Source organism: Streptomyces sp. NPDC002513, assembly GCF_053595355.1.
The window spans coordinates 87,053-105,924 of sequence record NZ_JBSFXK010000004.1 but is presented as its reverse complement, the minus strand read 5'-3'; the positions used below and the strand labels follow the sequence as shown (position 1 = coordinate 105,924).

13 protein-coding genes are annotated in these 18,872 nt (G+C 71.5%); 5 read left to right on the top strand and 8 right to left on the bottom strand.

The window, feature by feature from the left end; all coding sequences use genetic code 11:
• Positions 1-35 precede the first annotated feature (35 nt).
• Positions 36-2,621: a bifunctional FO biosynthesis protein CofGH gene (locus ACWD5Q_RS04515; protein ID WP_451425516.1), complete on the top strand. Its 2,586-nt coding sequence runs from the start codon at positions 36-38 to the stop codon at positions 2,619-2,621.
• Positions 2,622-2,745: 124 nt separating this feature from the next.
• Here the strand turns inward: ACWD5Q_RS04515 and ACWD5Q_RS04510 are convergent, their stop codons facing one another.
• Entirely contained in the window at positions 2,746-3,255 is a 510-nt protein-coding gene (locus ACWD5Q_RS04510) for a DUF2165 domain-containing protein (protein WP_451425515.1), read from the bottom strand.
• Positions 3,256-3,414: 159 nt separating this feature from the next.
• Between ACWD5Q_RS04510 and ACWD5Q_RS04505 the strand changes: the two genes are divergently transcribed.
• The gene (locus ACWD5Q_RS04505; protein ID WP_451425514.1) at positions 3,415-4,530 is read left to right on the top strand and encodes an ADP-ribosylglycohydrolase family protein; all 1,116 of its coding nucleotides are present in this window, start codon (positions 3,415-3,417) and stop codon (positions 4,528-4,530) included.
• Positions 4,531-4,635: 105 nt separating this feature from the next.
• Here the strand turns inward: ACWD5Q_RS04505 and ACWD5Q_RS04500 are convergent, their stop codons facing one another.
• The 4 genes from ACWD5Q_RS04500 to ACWD5Q_RS04485 all read right to left on the bottom strand — a co-directional run bounded on the left by ACWD5Q_RS04500 (position 4,636) and on the right by ACWD5Q_RS04485 (position 9,418).
• A complete protein-coding gene (locus tag ACWD5Q_RS04500; RefSeq protein ID WP_451425513.1) occupies positions 4,636-6,198 on the bottom strand; it encodes a sodium:solute symporter family protein in 1,563 nt (520 codons plus the stop codon).
• 841 nt (positions 6,199-7,039) lie between these two features.
• Positions 7,040-7,228, bottom strand: a complete 189-nt coding sequence (locus tag ACWD5Q_RS04495; RefSeq protein WP_451425512.1) for a DUF397 domain-containing protein — start codon at positions 7,226-7,228, stop codon at positions 7,040-7,042.
• A gap of 252 nt (positions 7,229-7,480) precedes the next feature.
• A complete protein-coding gene (locus tag ACWD5Q_RS04490) occupies positions 7,481-8,347 on the bottom strand; it encodes a helix-turn-helix domain-containing protein (protein ID WP_451425511.1) in 867 nt (288 codons plus the stop codon).
• Positions 8,348-8,662: 315 nt separating this feature from the next.
• Entirely contained in the window at positions 8,663-9,418 is a 756-nt protein-coding gene (locus tag ACWD5Q_RS04485; RefSeq protein WP_451425510.1) for a GOLPH3/VPS74 family protein, read from the bottom strand.
• Between the two features lie 177 nt (positions 9,419-9,595).
• Here ACWD5Q_RS04485 and ACWD5Q_RS04480 point away from each other — a divergent pair, with 177 nt between their 5' ends.
• Together ACWD5Q_RS04480 and ACWD5Q_RS04475 are read left to right on the top strand one after the other, a co-directional pair.
• Positions 9,596-12,478, top strand: coding sequence for a D-alanyl-D-alanine carboxypeptidase (locus tag ACWD5Q_RS04480; protein ID WP_451425509.1), 2,883 nt, complete (start codon positions 9,596-9,598; stop codon positions 12,476-12,478).
• Positions 12,479-12,735: 257 nt separating this feature from the next.
• A complete protein-coding gene (locus tag ACWD5Q_RS04475) occupies positions 12,736-14,655 on the top strand; it encodes an MFS transporter (RefSeq protein WP_451425508.1) in 1,920 nt (639 codons plus the stop codon).
• 190 nt (positions 14,656-14,845) lie between these two features.
• On the opposite strand, the gene ACWD5Q_RS04470 is transcribed toward ACWD5Q_RS04475, so the two are convergent.
• The 3 genes from ACWD5Q_RS04470 to ACWD5Q_RS04460 form a co-directional block, all read right to left on the bottom strand.
• A complete protein-coding gene (locus ACWD5Q_RS04470) occupies positions 14,846-15,724 on the bottom strand; it encodes a MerR family transcriptional regulator (protein WP_451425507.1) in 879 nt (292 codons plus the stop codon).
• Between the two features lie 133 nt (positions 15,725-15,857).
• Positions 15,858-16,367 carry a glutathione peroxidase gene (locus ACWD5Q_RS04465; RefSeq protein ID WP_451425506.1) on the bottom strand — a complete coding sequence of 170 codons (510 nt, stop codon included), beginning with the start codon at positions 16,365-16,367 and terminating at the stop codon, positions 15,858-15,860.
• A gap of 35 nt (positions 16,368-16,402) precedes the next feature.
• Positions 16,403-17,368 carry an ArsR family transcriptional regulator gene (locus ACWD5Q_RS04460; protein WP_451425505.1) on the bottom strand — a complete coding sequence of 322 codons (966 nt, stop codon included), beginning with the start codon at positions 17,366-17,368 and terminating at the stop codon, positions 16,403-16,405.
• 213 nt (positions 17,369-17,581) lie between these two features.
• Here ACWD5Q_RS04460 and ACWD5Q_RS04455 point away from each other — a divergent pair, with 213 nt between their 5' ends.
• A complete protein-coding gene (locus tag ACWD5Q_RS04455) occupies positions 17,582-18,835 on the top strand; it encodes an MFS transporter (RefSeq protein WP_451425504.1) in 1,254 nt (417 codons plus the stop codon).
• Positions 18,836-18,872 lie beyond the last annotated feature (37 nt).

Here is an 18,872-nt window from a genome sequence, read left to right as displayed (position 1 = left end):
CTCCGGGCTGATCACGGCAAACGTATGCTCGGAGGATGACGACTTCCGCGACCTCCGGAACCGGCCCCACCGAGAACTCCCTGCGTCGCGCCCTCAAACGTGCCCGTGAGGGTGTCGCACTCGATGTCACCGAGGCCGCGGTGCTGCTCCAGGCCCGCGGCGCCGACCTGGACGACCTCGCCGCGTCCGCCGCCCGGGTGCGGGACGCGGGCCTGGCGGCGGCGGGCCGGCCCGGTGTCATCACGTACTCCAAGAGCGTCTTCATCCCGCTGACCCGCCTGTGCCGGGACAAGTGCCACTACTGCACCTTCGTCACGGTCCCCGGCAAGCTGCGCCGGGCCGGGCACGGGATGTTCATGTCCCCGGACGAGGTCCTCGACATCGCCCGCAAGGGCGCGGCCCTGGGCTGCAAAGAGGCCCTGATCACCCTCGGTGACAAGCCGGAGGACCGCTGGCCCGAGGCCCGCGAGTGGCTGGACGCGCACGGCTACGACGACACGATCGCCTACGTACGGGCCGTCTCGATCCGCATCCTGGAGGAGACGGGCCTGCTGCCCCACCTCAACCCGGGCGTCATGTCGTGGACGGACTTCCAGCGTCTGAAGCCGGTGGCGCCGTCGATGGGGATGATGCTGGAGACGACGGCACGGCGGCTGTGGTCCGAGCCGGGCGGACCCCACTACGGCTCCCCGGACAAGGAACCCGCGGTGCGGCTGCGGGTCCTTCAGGACGCGGGCCGCTCCTCGGTGCCCTTCACGTCCGGGATCCTGATCGGGATCGGCGAGACCTACGAGGAGCGCGCGGAGTCGCTGTTCGCGCTGCGGACGGTGGCGCGGGCGTACCACGGCGTCCAGGAGCTGATCATCCAGAACTTCCGCGCCAAGCCGGACACGGCGATGCGCGGGATGCCGGACGCGGAACTGGACGAACTGGTCGCCACGGTGGCGGTGGCCCGGCACATCATGGGCCCGAGCGCCTGTCTGCAGGCGCCGCCGAACCTGGTGGACGGTGAGTACGAGCGGCTCATCGGCGCCGGCATCGACGACTGGGGCGGGGTGTCCCCGCTGACCATCGACCATGTGAATCCGGAGCGGCCGTGGCCGCAGATCGACCGGTTGCGGGAGCGTTCCGCGGCGGCCGGCTTCGAACTGCGCGAACGCCTGTGTGTCTACCCGGAGTTCGTGCGGCGCGGCGAGCCGTGGCTGGACCCGCGGCTGCGGCCGCACGTGGACGCCCTCGCCGACCCCGAGACGGGCCTGGCCCTGGCGGACGCGGTGGTCGAGGGGCACCCGTGGCAGGAGCCGGAGGAGGTGTTCACCTCCGCCGGGCGCACCGACCTGCACCGCACGATCGACACCGACGGCCGTACGGGCGACCGCCGGGACGACTTCGACGAGGTGTACGGCGACTGGGAGGCGCTGCGGGAGGCCGCCGCGCCCGGCATGGCGCCGGAGCGCATCGACGCGGACGTACGGGCGGCCCTGCGCACGGCGGCGGACGACCCCACGCGTCTGACGGACGCCGAGGCGCTGGCCCTGCTGCACGCGGACGGCCCCGCGCTGGACGCGCTGTGCCGGATCGCCGACGACGTGCGTACATCGGTGGTGGGTGACGACGTCACCTACATCGTCACCCGGAACATCAACTTCACGAACGTCTGCTACACCGGCTGCCGCTTCTGCGCGTTCGCCCAGCGCCGCACGGACGCCGACGCCTACACGCTGTCGCTGGAGCAGGTCGCCGACCGGGCCCGGCAGGCGTGGGACGTGGGCGCGGTGGAGGTGTGCATGCAGGGTGGCATCCACCCCGACCTGCCCGGGACGGCGTACTTCGACATCGCGAAGGCGGTGAAGTCCCGGGTCCCCGGCATGCATGTGCACGCCTTCTCCCCCATGGAGGTGGTGAACGGCGCCACACGCACCAGCCTCTCGATCCGCGAGTGGCTCACGGCGGCGAAGGAGGCGGGCCTCGACACGATCCCCGGCACGGCGGCGGAGATCCTGGACGACGAGGTCCGCTGGGTCCTCACCAAGGGCAAGCTGCCGGCGGCGACGTGGACCGAGGTCGTCACGACGGCCCACGAGCTGGGCATCCGGTCCTCCTCGACGATGATGTACGGCCATGTGGACCAGCCCCGCCACTGGCTCGGCCACTTCCGCACCCTCTCCCGCATCCAGCAGCAGACCGGCGGCTTCACGGAGTTCGTCACCCTCCCCTTCATCCACACCAACGCCCCCGTCTACCTGGCGGGCATCGCCCGCCCCGGTCCGACCCTGCGGGACAACCGCGCGGTGACGGCGATGGCGAGGCTGCTGCTCCATCCCCACATCCCCAACATCCAGACCAGCTGGGTGAAACTGGGCACGGAGGGCGCGGCGGAGATGCTCCGCTCCGGTGCCAACGACCTGGGCGGCACCCTGATGGAGGAGACCATCTCCCGTATGGCGGGGTCCTCGTACGGCTCGTACAAGTCGGTCAGGGACCTGGTCGCGGTGGCTCAGGCGGCGGGCCGCCCGGCGAGGCCCCGCACGACGCTCTACGGCGAGGTCCCGGAGGAACGCCGGCGCACGGCGGCGGCCTCGGACGGCCATCTGCCGGAACTGCTGCCGGTACTGGACTGAGGGCTCCGGACACCATCGGGGGCGCTGTGCGGTCCGGGCCGGCGGGGACGCGGTGCGATGCGGTCCGAGCCGGCCGGGGGGCCGCGGCTTCACCGGTGTGCGCCGGCGTGATGTCCCGGAGGGGTCAGACGTCCTCGGGGGCCGCTCCCGGCAGGTTGGTCACCAGGAGGACCACGCCGGTCAGGACGATGACGCGGGTCGCCGCGTCCAGGCCGTTCCATGTCTTGGACTGCCACATCGCGAACCACTCCCCGCCTATCGCGATGAAGCCCGCGCCGAACAGCAGCAGGAGCATCGACAGGCCGATGGTGGACAGCCGCCGGGCGCCCGGGTGGCGCCGGGCCCACAGCCAGGTCGCGGCGGTCAGGACCAGCGCCGCCAGCGTCTCCCAGGCGATGATCGCGACGTAGGCGGAGTCCTGCAGCGCGGCGGAGGTGATCGCACGCCACATCAGGTCGTCGTCCTTGAACGTGGTGTCCATCGCGAGGACATGACGGACGAACTGCTGATTGGTCCCGAAGTCGGTGATGTTGCCGAACGCGACGAGCGCGATGTACAGGGCGACGGTGCCGACGAGAAGAGTGGCGGCGACGCGAAGGGCGGGCAGGGCGTGGGGGGTTCTGGTTTCGGCCATGGTCCCACTATGGAGAGGGCCGCGGGCGGCTCCTAGATCATTTTCGGGCGGTCGCCGAAGTGTGGTGTGCATGACGGCCCGGCGCCCCCGACGGATCGTCGCCGTTGGATTAAGGTGCTGCGCGTCAGACATACGGGCGGTGCCGTGAGGAGGTCTGGGGTGGGTGCGACATCCGGTGCCGTCTGGGGCCGCACCGAGCAGCAGGACTTCCGCAGCCGGGTGCGCGGCACGCTGCTCGGCGCGGCCGTCGGCGACGCGCTGGGCGCCCCGGTCGACGGGCTGTCCCTGGAGCAGATCCGGGAGGCGCACGGGCCCGAGGGGCTCGTCGACCTCGTTCCCGGCCACGGGGGGCGCGGCGCGATCAGCGCGCATTCCCAGCTCACCCTGTTCTCCGTCGACGGCCTCATCCGCGCCCAGGTCCGCCGGGACACCGGCGCCTGGCATCCGCCGACCGATCTGCACCGGGCGTATCTGCGCTGGGCGGCCACCCAGCACGACTGGGGGCCCGACGAGCGCCGCACGGAGGACGGCTGGCTGGCCCGCGAGGAGTGGCTGTACGCCCGCCGCTCCCCGGCCCGGGCCTGTCTGCTCGGGCTCGGCGACACCGTCATGGGCACGTTGGACACGCCCAAGAACCCCGGCGAGCGGGGCCCCGAGGCGGCGGCCCGCTCCGCGCCCTTCGGGCTGCTCGTCGGCTGGGAGCCGCAACTGGTGCTGCAACTCGCGATGGAGTGCGCGGCACAGACGCACGGGCACCCCAGCGCGTACTTCGGCGCGGGCGCGTACGCGGTGATCGTGCACGCGCTGGCCCGCGGGGAGATCCTGGACGCGGCCGTACAGCGGGCCCTCGCGCTGCTGGCCCCACGGCCGGGGCATCAGCCGGTCGCGGAGGCGCTGCAGCGCGCGCTGGGCGCCGTACGGCAGGGGATGCCCACGCCGGCCCGGGTCGAGGAACTGGCCGGCGGCGGCACGGCGGACGGGGTGCTCGCGGTCGCCGTGTACTGCGCGCTCGTGGGGGAGGACGTACGGCACGCGCTGTCCCTCGCGGTGAACCACGGCGGGCCCTCGGGGGCCGCGGGAGTGCTGACCGGCGGGCTGCTCGGGGCGCTGCACGGCGAGACGGCCCTCCCGCCGGCCTGGCTGGCCGAACTGGAGGGCCGTCCCACGATGCTGGTGCTGGCGGACGACTTCGCCCTGGAGATGACGCAGGGCCCTGCGCTGCACGGGCCGAGCGGGTCGTCCCCGCGGTGGCTGGCGCGGTATCCGCGGGCGTAGGGGGCGTATCTCCGGGCGTGTTCCGGGGGTAGCCCTCGCCGGGCCGTACCCGGGGGCGCACCCGGGGGCAGCCCTCGCCGGGGCCGCACCCGGGGCTGCCCCGGCCTACACGCCCGAAGGGCTCGTCGTGGTGCCGGTCGCGCCCGGGGCCGGAAGGGTCACCGCCGTCCCGTCGTCGTCCGTGTTGAGCGTCTCGATGATCGCGACCCGCTCCGGTGTGTCCTCCGGCTTGACCAGGCCGATCACGATGTACAGCACCAGCGAGATCGCCATGGGCAGCGCCACCTGGTACTCCAGCTTCACATCCGTGCGCTGGGAGAAGTCCAGGTGGTAGTTGACGAAGAAGAACGCCAGCAGACCGGCCGCCCAGCTGCCGAGCGCCGCCGTCGGGCCCGACCGGCGCAGCGGGCGCAGCAGGCCCAGGATGAACGGGATCGCGATCGGGCCCATCAGACCGGCCACCCACTTGATGACCACGGTGATGATGTCCTTGAAGGTGGGGGAGTTGACCTGGGTCGCCACCGCCATCGACAGTCCCAGGAAGGCGACCGTGGTGACCCGGCCCGCGATCAGGCCGGTCCGGGTGTTCCACGCCCGGGCCGCCTTCGAGAACACCGGCATCACGTCCCGGGTGAACACGGCCGCGATCGCGTTCGCGTCGGAGGAGCACATGGCCATCGTGTGCGAGAAGAAGCCGACGACCACCAGGCCCAGCAGCCCGTGCGGCAGCAGTTGTTCGGTCATCAGGCCGTAGGCGTCCGAGCCGTCCGGCTTCTTCGCCGTGACCAGGAGCGGGGACAGCCACATCGGGATGAAGAGGATGACCGGCCAGACGAACCACAGGCCCGCCGACAGCAGGGCGGAGCGCGTCGCCTGCCGGGGGCCGCTCGTGGCCATGTAGCGCTGGGCCTGGTTCCACATGCCGCCGTTGTACTCGAAGAGCTTGATGAACAGGTACGCGATGAAGAAGACCGTCATGTACGGGCCCGCGAACCCGTGCTCGTGACCCGCCAGCTTCGGCGAGTCCAGCGCCTTGGACAGACCGCCGTGGTCGGAGATCTTGTTCAGCGCGATGATCAGCATGGCCAGGCCCGCGAGCAACTGGATGACGAACTGGCCCAGCTCGGTCAGCGCGTCCGCCCACAGGCCGCCGATCGTGCAGTACACGGCCGTGATGCCGCCGGTGATGAGAATGCCCTGGGTGAGGCTGATCCCGGTGAAGACGGAGAGCAGGGTGGCGATCGCCGCCCACTTCGCGCCCACGTCGACGATCTTCAGCAGCATCCCGGACCAGGCCAGGGCCTGTTGGGTGGGCACGTTGTAGCGGTCCTTCAGGTACTCCAGCGGCGAGGCCACGTGCAGCCGTGAACGCAGCCGGTTCAGCCGTGGCGCGAACAGTTTCGCGCCGATCAGCACGCCGATGGCGATGGGCAGCGCCCAGGTGACGTAGGACGTGATGCCGTAGGTGTACGCGATGCCGGCGTAGCCCGTGAACATCACCGCGCTGTAGCCCGACATGTGGTGCGAGATGCCCGACAGCCACCACGGCATCTTGCCGCCCGCGGTGAAGAAGTCGCTGACGTTGTCGACGCGTTTGTGGGACCAGATGCCGATCGCGGTCATCACGCCGAAGTACGCGACCAGGACGGCCCAGTCGAGACCGTTCATGTGCCCCCTCCAGGGGTCCGCCTTGTGAACCTGCCGATACCGGACGGCACTTCGCCAGTACGAACACTCGGGCGGTGCCCCCGTGCGGGAGTGGGGACTTCGGGGATTGAACCGCCGGTCAGGCGGGCGGTCAAGACTTTTGACGGTCATGGATATGAACACAGGTCAGCAAGGCGAACGATTTTACCTTCTCTTGACTCGTAGGCCGGTTGTCGTGCTCCTGACGCGGACCACACCATGAGCAGGCACTTCGCCAGTCGGGAAACGTCCGCTGGATCGGGCCTGATGAATCGGGCGCGATGGATCAGGCGCGATGGATCAGGCGTGTTTGGACAGGGCATACGGGATGCGGGTCCCGTATGGCCCGGAGGGGGGACGCGGGGCATTCGGCCACGTCAGCAAGACCACGAAGCCGCCGACGGAACGGGTCGGCGGTCGGCGCATCAGTTCCCCGGCGTTCACGAGCAGGGACTTCGAGGCCGCGTAGGCCGTCTGCCGCACCTGGGGCGGGCGGCCACCGAGGACTGCGTGCCGGTGAAGACCACCGAGCCGCCGCCATTCCTGAGCCCGGCAGACGGCGGCCCCGGGACAGTGCCGGGAGGCACACTTCACGGGACTGGGCGGGGGCAGTGGCGGAGGCGGGGCTGGGGCGGGTGGAACCGGTGGCGCCGTTCCTGCCGACGGTGCCGGGGACGGACCGGTATGTGAGCGACCTTCGCCGAACCGTGCGGCGCTGCCCCGGCTCACTCGCCCGACGACAGGGACGTGCCCCCTCGGCCGGGACGGCGGGCCAGTCGAGAGGGCACTGTCGTTGCGGTATGGGGAGTTGTGGGGTTCGGTGCTACTTGATCGACGTCACGAAGGCGTTCCAGGCACCGGCCGGGAATGCCAGGACGGGTCCCTCGGGATTTTTGGAGTCGCGGACGGCGAGCGCCGCCACGATGGGCGATTTGACCTCGACGCAGGCGCCGTTGCCCGTCGAATACGACGACTTGGTCCACGTTTCCGTGGCCCCTTGAAGAACGGCCATGTTCACTCCGTAGCGAGTTGCTGAGCTGCTGACTGCTGAGTTGTTGTCATCGCGCCGCGGGCCCAGTCGGTGCCCGCGGCCCGATTCGCGCCAACGCGTTGGGTTGATGGCGTGATCGAAGCTACTCGGCAACTTCCTTGCTTGCAGGGGCCATTCACTCGACCGGATGGCATATTTCAGTCAAGTCTTCCGCCTGAAGGTTTTGCTGGTGTACGATCCGCCGCCCGGCCGTGCAAAGGCCCGGTGAGGGACTCATCGCGTGTAATCCGCGTAATCCTTGGCCGCGGCTGCGATGAACTGGCGGGACTGTTCCACGCTGAGCGCCTGCGCCCGCAGATGCTCGTACATGACGGCGTACTTCTGCACGTCGTTGGCCTTTTCCAGGTACAGGTCACTGGTGACACCCTCGAGATACACGACGCTCGAGTCGGCCGCGTCGGCGAACTCCAGGATCGCGTACTGTCCGTTGAGGCCGGGATGCGCGCCCGCCCCGAACGGCAGCACCTGCACGGTGACATGCGGAAGGTGGGACAGCTCGCCGAGGTGGTCCAACTGCTCCCGCATCACGTGGTTGTTGCCCACGACCCGGCGCAGCGCGGCCTCGTCCAGCACCACCCAGAGGCGCAGCGGGTTGTTCTCGGTGTCGATGCGGTCCTGGCGCCGCATCCGTACCTGTACACGCTTTTCGATGTCCGTGGTCGACGTCTCGGGCAGCGCGCCCTGGATGAGGGCCTCGGCGTAGGAGCGGGTCTGCAACAGACCGGTGATGACCTGGGGTTCGTAGACCCGCAGCGACTCCGCGTCCGTCTCCAGCCCGATGTAGACGCTGTAGGGGATGTCCCCGAACGCGTGCCACCAGCCCTGCTGCCGGGAATCGCGCGCCATCTCCATCAGTGAGTCGACGACGCGCTGGTCCTCCACCTCGTACACGCCGCACAGGTCGCGGACATCGCGCTGGCTGATGCTGCGACGGCCGTTCTCCAGTCTGCTGATCTTCGACTGGGAGACGAGCAGTCGCTCGGCGACCTCTTCGGCGGTCATGCCCTTGACTTCACGGAGCCGGCGCAGCTCCTGCCCCAGCCGGCGCCGCCGGACGGTGGGATTGACATTCGACGCCACGGACGCGCACCTCCGGCTACTGCCTCTACTTTCCGTATCTGCTGCTGAGCAGATTGCCACCAAGGTGCTCTCTACCGCTGGGAAACGGCGGATATGTGCCGCAGACGCGCCGCTTGGCCGCCGCCCGGCCGGGATTCGGTCGGCCGGGGCGGGGCACGCGCGTGTGCCGTGCGGTCCGTACCGGTCTCGGCATACGGCCGCGCGGGGCGGTGAGGCCGTGCCGTCCTGGGGACGTACGGTCTCATCGTCCCGCGCGGGCCGACGGTTCCCGGACCGGGTTCCGGGACGGCGTGTGCGCCGGGTCGTGACGGCGGCTCAGTGGGCCACGACGCGTGCCATGGATTCGCGGCGTGGCTGCATCGGAACACCGTGGGCGGGTTCCGGCGCGGGCCTGGCCGCGGCGGCGGCCTGGCGGCCCGGTGGGGCCGGGTTGCGCCGCGGCTGCGGGACCGCGCCGTTCTGGACGTCCATCACGGCGTGCGCCACGAGGCCGCCCATGGGGTCGTGCCTGATCAGATCCCGCAGCCGGGAACGGGACGAGCGTCCCTCGTTGCCCGGATACAGGTGCTTGCCGAGACCGACCGCGTGGGCCAGTGCGGCGAGCGCCGCGGTCCGCGGGTCCGGCGGGACGCCGGTGCGGATCGCGGAATCCAGCCGGGCCCTGATCTCCCGGCTGATGGCGGTGTCCGTCGCCTGGTAGCGCGTCGTCGGCAGCACCCCGCACATCTGACCCGGCACGGCATGGACCATGCCGCACCGCTCCAGATGCGACAGATACGTCTGACGCAGCCCGAGACGCGGCCCGCCGATCCAGTGGACCGCCCGTACCGGAGCGCCGCGCCTGCGCAGCAACTCCAACGCACAGTCCAGAGTCGGATCTCCAGTCGGCCGTGGTACCACCACGGCGATACGATCCCCGTCAGGGGCTATCCGTCCGGCCAGCGCCAGCTCCACTAGCTGTGCTCCGGCCAGACCCAGGTCGAGCGACTGCGGCTGCGCAGTGGTACCCGTTGTCGGGTCCAGTGCCAGCAGCAGAAGCTCCTCCGGAATTGTTCTGCGGCTCCTGCCCATCCATGCCTCCCCGCGTGGATGAATGACAGGGTGACCCCTCTCACATTGGTCTGTCGAGGGTGCGTGACCGGAATGTAGTGGAACCGGTATGTATGTCGTTCTCGTCTAGCCCAGGGGTCAAGTCCTCACACAGGACACTGGTACATGGTTCGGGCAGTGATGTCCGGGTGGCGGTTCATGGTTCGGCAAGGCGCGCGAGCGGGTGCGTGGCGCAAGGAGGAGGCATCGGTGGCGGGCGAGTCCCCCGACAGGTCGAGGCAGCACGAGTCGTCGATGGAAACAACGTCGGGGAGCGGGGATCCGGTTCCGGGGCCGGCCGCGGGCGGCCGCGACCCCCGGCTGGCGATGGCCGGCAAGAAGGTGCGGGTCGACCAGGCGACGACGGTGTTGTCCACGCGCGAGCTGCGGAACGCCGCCGGTACGGCGGCGGACCCGGCCGCCCCGGCCGCCGAGGGGGCATCCGGAGCGGCTCGGGGTTCCGCCGGCTCCAAGGGGGCCGGGGGTTCTGCGACGTCTACGGGAGCTACGGCGTCCACGGCGTCCATGAGGCCCACCGGTTCCGGGAAGGGGTCCGCCGGGGGCGGCGCGCGGCAGGAGGCTTCGCTGGCGGCCTGGGCGCGGAGTGCGGACGAGGCCGAGACGGAAGCTGGGGACGGGGCCGAGGGCGCGTCGGAGGCGGAGACCGGGTCCCAGGGCGTCGGGGCCAAGTCGGAGACGGCGGAGGTCCGTTCCGGCGGCGAAGGGTCCGCTGACGAGGGCTCCGCTGAGGCGGGGTCCGGCGATCCGGAGGACGGCGAGGCGGAGCACGGCGAGGCGGAGCACGGCGAGGCGGGGTCCGGTGGCGCGGGGTCCGCTGATGCGGTGGACGCGGGGACCGGGGAGGCCGCGGGCGCGTCGGATGAGGCACCCGAAGAGTCCGGGGAGTCCGAGGGAGAGACCGAGGACGCCTCGGAGGGGAGGAGCGAGGACGTCCCGGAGGGGGCCGCCGGCGCCTCCGAGGGCGAGGACGAGGGCGCGGCAACCTCCGTGGAGGCGGCCGCGTCTGACGGCTCTTCTGGCGGCGATGCGGAGTTGGCCGGTGCCGAGGGCGCCCAAGAGCCGGAGGCCGAGGAGGACCCGGCAGGGGCCGCCGACGCCGAGCCCGCCGTGGATCAGCCCACCGCCGTCTTCAAGGCCCCGCGTCGGCCGCCCGTGGATCAGCCCACGACCATGCTCAAGCTCGGCGGCGGCACCAAGCCGTCCAAGCCGTCTGAGCCATCCAAGCCGTCTGAGTCCTCTGAGTCGTCCGAGGCATCTGAGAAGTCGGATAAGCCCGGCACGGCTGGTAAGTCCGGCAGCTCCGGTGGTTCCGCGGGCAAGCCCGCCGTGGACCAGCCCACCACCATGCTCAAGCTCGGCGGCGGCACCAAGTCATCCAAGTCATCCAAGTCGGCCAAGTCGGCCAAGCCGTCTGAGTCATCCGAGTCATCCGGGTCGACCGAGTCATCCGAAGCATCGGAAAAGTCGGCCAAGTTCGGAAAGTCCGGTCCCTCCTGGGCGGCCAAGCCATCCGACTCGGCGTCCGGCAAGCCCGAGCCCGAGGGTGAGGCCGAATCCAAGTCCGAGCCCGAGTCCGACGCCGAACGCACCAGCAAGTTCGTCGCGCTCAAGCCGCTGGACGAGCCCAAGTCCACATCGCCCAAGCCCGCGCGGCCGACCCCCGCCGACGCGACCGCCGCTCTGCCCCGGGTCGGTCCCGAGCGCACCACCCAGCAGCCGCTGCCGCCGAAGCCCCCGCTGGACCTGCTCGCCGAGCTGACGAACACTCCGCCGCCGCCGGAGACCTCGGTGCGCACCGTTGTGCGGCGGATCAAGATCTGGACCCCGCTCGTCGTACTGCTCGTGGTCATCTTTGCGATCGTGCAGGCCGTCCGTCCGCTGCCGACCCCGGCCCTCGGGCTGACCGCCGACGAGACGTACACCTTCGGCGGCGGCAAGCTCGCTCTGCCCTGGCCGGGGCAGGGGCAGTCGGCGATCGAGGTCGAGGGTGTGGGCGTGGTCGGCGTCGAGGGCAAGCAGACCCCGCGGCCGATCGCGAGCGTCACCAAGATCATGACGGCGTACGTCATCCTCCAGGAGCACCCGCTCAAGGGGAACGAAGGCGGCCCGAAGATCACGGCGGACCAGCAGGCCGAGGACGAGTCCAAGATCGGGGACGAGTCGACGGCGACCATGAAGAAGGGTCAGGTGTTCACCGAGCGGCAGATGCTCCAGATGCTGATGATCCCGTCCGGGAACAACGCGGCGCGGCTGCTGGCCCGCTGGGACTCGGACAACAAGACCTTCGTCGGCAAGATGAACGCCGCCGCCAAGCAGCTCGGCATGACGGACACCACGTACACGGACCCGAGCGGTCTGGAGAAGTCGACCGTGAGCACCGCCGTCGACCAGTTGAAGCTGGCGGAGAAGGTCATGCAGAACCCGGTGTTCCGCGGCATCGTCGGCATGGCCAAGGCGGACATCCCCGGTCCTACCGGGACGATCTACAACAACAACGATCTGCTGGTGAAGCAGGTCGGCGTGATCGGTCTGAAGACGGGCTCGTCGACCCCGGCCGGCGGCAACCTGGTGTGGGCGGCCACCAAGGTCGTCGACGGCAAGACGCAGACGATCTACGGCGCGGTCCTCAACCAGGACGCGCACACCGGCCGCGTCTGGGACAGCCTCCAACTGGCGATCACCAACAGCCAGAAGCTGATCGACAAGGTCCAGCAGAGCCTGACCACCGCGACCGTGGTGAAGAAGGGTGAGGTCGTCGGGTACGTGGACGACCGGATGGGCGGGCGGACGCCGGTGGTCGCCACCCGGAACATGACGGCGGTCGGCTGGCCGGGCCTGCGGACCAAGCTCTCCATCGGCGGCGACGGCAAGACGGCGGTCCCGCACGTGGCGAAGGCCGGCACGGTCGTCGGCAAGCTGACGGTCGGCGACGGTTCCAGCCACGCCGTGACGATTCCGGTCGCTCTCCAGAAGGACCTCGGCGAGCCGGGCTACGGCGCGAAGTTCACCCGGCTGGGCTGAACCGCCCACCGGTCCGTCCGGCGGACACGACACGGCGCACCCCGTCGGCGGCCCCCACCCGGGAGCCCGCCGGCGGGGTGCGTGCTAGCGTCGCGAGACCGGGACGGGTCGCGAGCAGCGACGCCTGACCCGGGGCGGACCTCCGAGAGAACCCCGTCGGAACGGTGACGGAAATCTCGCGTGTGTCCGGGCGGGGGGGCGGGAACGGAACCGGACACGGGGCGAGAACAGAAACGGGACACGGGGAGTGCCTTCAGGTGGCCACAGCGGAGCGGACGCACGCCGACGACGCCGATCGGGGCCGTCATCAGGCCCGGACCACGGGCCGGCGAATACCACCGGCCGAACCCACCGCTGACGCGGGCATGCACCCGGTCACACCCCCGTCCCCCGAGGACGCTCCCGGCGCCCGGCCCGGGAACACCGCGCCCCGGCCGCGCATCCTGCTCACCCGTCTGCGGTCCTCGCGCGGCGCGGACCTGGCCCGCAGGCACCCCGTGCTCACGGTCACGGCCGTCGCCGGGCTGCTGCACCTCGTATGGTTCTTCGCCTTCGCGAACAGTGGTGGCGACCTCGCCGCGCAGGACGCGTGGGCGGAGTTCGTGGGGCGGCACCCCGACTCGGCGTACAACCTCGCCTGGTACGGCGGCATGCACCCGGTGTCGTACAGCGTGGTGTCGCCGTATCTGATGGCGGTGCTCGGCGTCCGTACGACGATGATGATCGCGGGGACGGTCTCGGCGGGCCTGCTGACGCTGATCCTCATCCGCAGCCGTGCGGTCCGCGAGCCGTGGTGGCCCGCCCTGGCCGGGGTGTTCGCGCTGCTGTGCAACGCCGTCTCGGGCCGGGTGACGTTCGGTCTCGGCACGATGTTCGCCCTGGGCGCGACGGCGTGCGTCTTCTGCTGGCCGTACCGCTGGCGCTACAAACGCTGGGCGAAGGCCCTGTGCGCCGCCCCGCTCGCCGCCCTGGCCACGATGTCGTCCCCGGTGGCGGGCCTGTTCGTCGGCCTGGTCGCGGTGGCGCTGTTCCTGCAGAAGCGCCTCCCGGGCGCCTGGGCCCTCGGCCTCGCGCCGACCGTGGTGGTGGCCCTTTCGGCCTGGCTGTTCCCGTTCTCCGGTACGCAGCCGATGACCTGGGCGACGGTGATCCTGCCGTTCCTCTACGCGGTCCTGGTCTTCCTCCTGGTCCCGAAGGAGTGGCAGACGGTACGGATCACCGCGGCGGTGTACGGGCTGTCCGTGCTCCTCGTCTGGCTGATCAGCTCCCAGATCGGGTCGAACATCACCCGGCTGTCGATGCTGTTCGCGGGTGTGGCGCTGGTCGCGGCGCTGCCGTTCACGGTGCCGCGCAGCCGCACGTGGTACGTCACCGTCCTCGCCATCGTCGGCTTCACCACCTGGATCGGCGTCAAGACGGTCGACGACATCGTCCACACCACCCCGGCGGCGTCCTGGGCGCGCGAGCTGGCCCCGCTGGTGAACCAGCTCCAGGTGGTGGGCGCGGAGAAGGGCCGCGTGGAGGTGGTCCCCGCGCGCTCGCACCGCGAGGCGTCGGCGCTGGCCCCGTATGTGAACCTGGCCCGCGGCTGGAACCGGCAGGCCGACATGGAGCGCAACCCGCTCTTCTACGACGACACGCTCAACTCCGCCAACTACCACACCTGGCTCCAGCGCTGGGCGGTGCACTACGTGGTCCTGCCGAAGGACGAGCCCGACGGGAACGGCGGCGAACGCGAACGGCAGCTCGTCCAGCGGGGCATGCCGTATCTGAAGGAGATCTGGGGCGACGCCAACTGGCGGCTGTTCGCGGTGACCGACCCCGTCCCGTTGGCGGATCCCCCGGCGATCGTCGACCGCGCGGCGCAGGGCGAGCTGACGATCGAGGTGAAGAAGGCGGGCCGGGTGCTCATCCGGGTCCCGTACTCGCCGTGGCTGGGCCTGGTCGACACGCAGGGCAAGGGGGTCAAGCCCCCGCAGGAGACGGAGGAGTCCAAGCAGCGCCCGGACGGCATGCCGAAGACGTACGACAACGTCAACGGCTGTCTGATGGAGACGTCCGAGGACGCCTCGGGTGACAAGTGGACGGAACTGGTGGCCCCGCGCGCCGGCACCTACCGCCTGGCGGCGCCGTACCAGCTACCCCGGGGGACGCCGTGCCCGGAGGAACTGCGCTGACGACGGGGCACCCGGCCGGGGTGCGCGAGCCATGTGTGTTCGCGGTACGTCCGGCCGGGGTGCGCGAGCCGCTCGCCGTATGTCCGCCCGGGTCGCGCGAGCCGCTCGTCGTACGTCCGCCCGGATCGCGCCGCCGTGCGACCCTGGCCGACGTTCCGCCCTGCGACTCCGCCCCGGCCGGCGCCCCGTCCTACGACCCGGCCCCGGCGGGGTCCCGTACCGGAAACGCCACGTCGCACACCGGGTCCTCGGGCCCCGCCGCGTCCCAGTCCGCGAAGTACACCTCCCGGCAGGGGCCCGCGTACTCGAGCCCCTGTTCCGCGACCCACGCCTCCACCGCCTCGAACGCCGCCAGGATCTGCGGATGGGCGACCTGCGCCTTGGTGATGCGGGTGTACGCGAGCCGTTGCGCGGGCTCCACCCGCACCCCGGTCCGGCGCGCCCGCCCCTGTTTCCCGGCCCACGCCCGCGCCGCCCGCTCGTCGGCCACCGGCACACACGCCTCCGCGGGCCCGTCGCTCTCCTGCGACACCTCCGCGTGGTAGACCACGAACGGCGCCCCGCTCACCCCGGCCCACGCCCGCGCCGCCGCCTCCAGCCGCCCCAGCGAGGCCCCGATCCAGGCCGGCAGCTCCTCCGCCACCACATGCCGCTTCTCGGTGATCAGTACCTGCTCCGGCACGTCCACCGTCTCCACCGCGAACTTCCCGTACATCTCGGACCTCCTGCCCGACAACCGTCCACGGAGGTACTCGGCGAGGGTCCGCTGCGCGGCGATCCGCCCCTCGACGCCCGCCCAGTAGTCGGCGAGCAGCGCGGACGCCCGGACGCCGTCCGACTCGCCCGCCGCCACCACCTCGGCGATCCGCGCGAGCGGCATGTCGAGCCGGCGCAGCAGGGCCACCGTGCGGGCGCGTTCGACCTGGTCGGCACGGTAGTAGCGGTAGCCGCTGGTCTCGTCGACGTACGCCGGCGCGAGCAGCCCCAGCCGGTCGTACAGCCGCAGGGCCTTCGGCGACAGCCGCGAGCGGGCGGCGAACACGCCGATGGTGAGCAGATCGTCGGTCACCCCGTCATCCTCCGTCACCGTACGCCTTCCGCCCGGTGACGAGGACGCTCCCGTCTGCCCCAGGGGCAAGGTCAAGCACGGGCCCGGGCTCCCGGGGGGCGACGTCGGGCGCGGGCCTCGGTCCTGCGCGGGCTCAGCCGAGGGCCTTCTCCACGGCCGCCAGCACGTCCGGCGACTCCGGCTCGGTCTGCGGCGAGAACCGGGCGACGATCCGGCCGTCCTTGCCGACCAGGAACTTCTCGAAGTTCCAGCGGATGTCCCCGCTGTGCCCCTCGGCGTCCGTGAAGCCGACGAGGCGGTCGTACAGCGCGTGCCGCCCCTCGCCGTTCACCTCGATCTTCTCGGTCATCGGGAAGGTCACGCCGTACGTCGCCGAGCAGAACTCCGCGATCTCCGCGGCACTGCCGGGCTCCTGCCCGAGGAACTGGTTGGAGGGCACCCCGAGCACGGTGAACCCCAGCGGCGCGTACCGCTCCTGCAGCCGCTCCAGGCCCGCGTACTGCGGCGTCAGTCCGCACTTGGAGGCCACGTTCACCACGAGCACGGCCTTGCCCGCGTACTGGGACAGCCGCGCGGGGCCGCCCTGCAGCGCGTCGATCTCCACGTCGAGGACGGATCCGGCGGTGTTGTCAGTAGTCGTCATGCAGCGGATGCTAACTCCGCTCCGTGATATCCCCGTCAGTCGCGCTGCGTTGTGACCAGCACCTCACCCGCGGCCGTCCGCGCGTACAGCACCGATCGTCCCGCGGGCCGCCGCTCCACCAGCCGCGCGTCCCGCAGCACTCTGAGATGGCGCCCGACCGAGCCGAGCCCCTGCCCGGTCACGGCGACCAACTGGCTGGTGCTCATGGGCGAGTCGAGGAGGACGAGGACCCGGGCCCGGGCCGGCCCGAGCAGTGCGGCGAGGCTGGTCGGCACCGTCCGCTGCGGCCCGCCGGCCAGCACGCCGGCGCACGGGTAGACGACGGCGTACCGGTCGTGGTCCTCCCAGGAGACCCAGCCGGTCTGCGGGGTGACGGGGACGAACACGAGCTGCGCGCCGGAGATCTCACGCGGCGGATACGTGTGGAGGTTGACCTGGAGCCGGTTCCCGCCGAGCCAGCGCGTCCGGCCCGGCCGCAGGGTGTCCACCGCGGCCGCCCAGCCGTCCCGGCCGAGCCGCGCCGTCCGGGTGGCCACATCCGCCTCCAGGACGTGGCGCCGCCGGTCCCAGGTGGGCAGCACGGTCCGCGTCCACACGTAGGTCAGCAGTTCGGCGGCCCGTTCGGGCAGATCGTCGCGGTCCAGGAGGGCCGGGACCGGCCCGCGCAGGGAGAGGGCGAGATGGGCGCGGGCCGCGGCCGGTGACACGGCGCGGACCCGGGCGACCCCCTCCTCGAAGGTCTCGCCGTCCCTCGGGGTCGGAGTGAGGAAGTCCGCGATCCACTCCCTGCCGAGGCCGCCGCGGACGAGCAGCGCGGTGACGGGATCACCGGCCAGCAGTCGGCGGTAGGCGGGCAGGTGGATGTCCAGCCAGGCGCGTTCCCCCGGGTGGCTGGCGGTGCCCGTGTGCAGCACCTGGAGGCTCGCGAAGGCATCCGCGAGCGGCGAGAGCACGAACCGGCTTCCGGCGAGGGTGTCGGCGTTGACGTACCAGAGACTCATGGTGCGCAGTCCTCCCCCCGTCATCGGTGTCGTCGGCTTCACCGGCCGGCGCTGACCGTACGTCATCGGCGTCGTCGGCCGCCCGCGCCCGTACGTCATCGGCGTCGTCGGCCGCCCGCGCCCGTGCGTCACCGACGTCATCGGCCGGCGGCGACCTTTCGCACGTACGCGAAACATTAACGACGGGCTCCGGCGCCCGCTCAGACTCCGCTCATGCGCAGCTACTCCGACCTCTTCCGCACCCGGGAGTTCACCCCGCTCTTCCTGTCGACCTCTCTCCAGACGGCCGCCTCCACGCTCGGCGGCCTGGCGCTCGGCACGCTCGTGTACCGGGCCACCGACTCGCCCCTGCTCTCCGCGGTGAGCATGTTCGGGCCACAGTTGGCGCAGGTCGTGGGCGCGACGACGCTGCTGTCGGCGGCGGACCGGCTGCCGCCGCGCGCCACGATGACGGGCATCGCCTGCGCGTTCGCGGTGGGTACGGCGGCGATGGCGGTGCCCGGCCTGCCGCTGGGCGCGGTCTTCGCGCTGGTCCTGCTGCTGGGGCTGGTGCAGTCCCTCGGCGGCGGGGTCCGCTGGGGCCTGCTCAACGACATCCTGTCCAAGGACGGCTACCTGCTGGGCCGTTCCGTCTTCAACATGATGAGCGGCATCCTGCAGATCGGCGGCTACGCGACGGGCGGCGTCCTGGTGACGGTCCTGTCCCCGCGTACGACACTGCTGATCGCGTCGGCGCTGTATCTCGCGGCGGCCGCGGCCGCCGGCCTCGGTCTGACCCGCCGCGCCCCGCGTACCTCCGGCCGTCCGTCGATCGCGCAGACCTGGCGCACCAACGCGCTGTTGTGGTCGTCCCCGCCCCGCCGGACCACCTACCTCCTGCTGTGGGTTCCCAACGGCCTGGTCGTCGGCTGTGAGTCGCTGTTCGTCTCCTACGCACCCGACCGGGCGGGCGTGTTGTTCGCGTGCGCGGCGCTCGGCATGTTCGTCGGGGACGTCACCACGGGCCGTCTCCTTCCGCCCGTCCTGCGCCGCCGCCTCGGCATCCCGTTCCTGCTGCTCCTGGCGACCCCGTACCTGCTCTTCGCGCTGCACCCCGCCGTGCCCGTGGCGGCTGCCTGCGCGGCCGTCGCCTCGGTGGGTTTCGGCGCGAGCCTCATCCAGCAGGAACGCCTGATGAGCCTGACCCCTCAGGAGCTGAGCGGCCATGCCCTCGGCCTGCACTCGGCGGGCATGCTCACGATGCAGGGGGTGAGCGCGGCCCTGGCGGGGACGCTGGCCCAGCTCACCGCGCCCGGGGAGGCGATGACGCTGATGGCGACGTTGTCGCTGCTGGCGACCCTGGCCCTGGCCCGGACTGCGACGGGCGCGGCGGCCGGTCGTCGGCCGTCCGGCGGGACGGCCAGGACCGCCGCGGGGCCGCTTCCGAGGCCGGTCCGGCATCCCGGCCGGGACGCCCGACAGGACTGAGACGGCCCTCGCGGCCCCGGGCCGGGCAGGTCCGGGA

What these genes read in the sequence shown, in the direction of transcription:
- ACWD5Q_RS04485 (WP_451425510.1), bottom strand. Translation starts at nt 9,418, where the DNA reads ATGGGCAGGAGCCGCAGAACAATTCCGGAGGAGCTTCTGCTGCTGGCA.
- ACWD5Q_RS04495 (WP_451425512.1), bottom strand. Translation starts at nt 7,228, where the DNA reads ATGGCCGTTCTTCAAGGGGCCACGGAAACGTGGACCAAGTCGTCGTAT.
- ACWD5Q_RS04465 (WP_451425506.1), bottom strand. Translation starts at nt 16,367, where the DNA reads ATGACGACTACTGACAACACCGCCGGATCCGTCCTCGACGTGGAGATC.
- ACWD5Q_RS04455 (WP_451425504.1), top strand. Translation starts at nt 17,582, where the DNA reads ATGCGCAGCTACTCCGACCTCTTCCGCACCCGGGAGTTCACCCCGCTC.
- ACWD5Q_RS04480 (WP_451425509.1), top strand. Translation starts at nt 9,596, where the DNA reads ATGGTTCGGCAAGGCGCGCGAGCGGGTGCGTGGCGCAAGGAGGAGGCA.
- ACWD5Q_RS04515 (WP_451425516.1), top strand. Translation starts at nt 36, where the DNA reads ATGACGACTTCCGCGACCTCCGGAACCGGCCCCACCGAGAACTCCCTG.
- ACWD5Q_RS04460 (WP_451425505.1), bottom strand. Translation starts at nt 17,368, where the DNA reads ATGAGTCTCTGGTACGTCAACGCCGACACCCTCGCCGGAAGCCGGTTC.
- ACWD5Q_RS04510 (WP_451425515.1), bottom strand. Translation starts at nt 3,255, where the DNA reads ATGGCCGAAACCAGAACCCCCCACGCCCTGCCCGCCCTTCGCGTCGCC.
- ACWD5Q_RS04500 (WP_451425513.1), bottom strand. Translation starts at nt 6,198, where the DNA reads ATGAACGGTCTCGACTGGGCCGTCCTGGTCGCGTACTTCGGCGTGATG.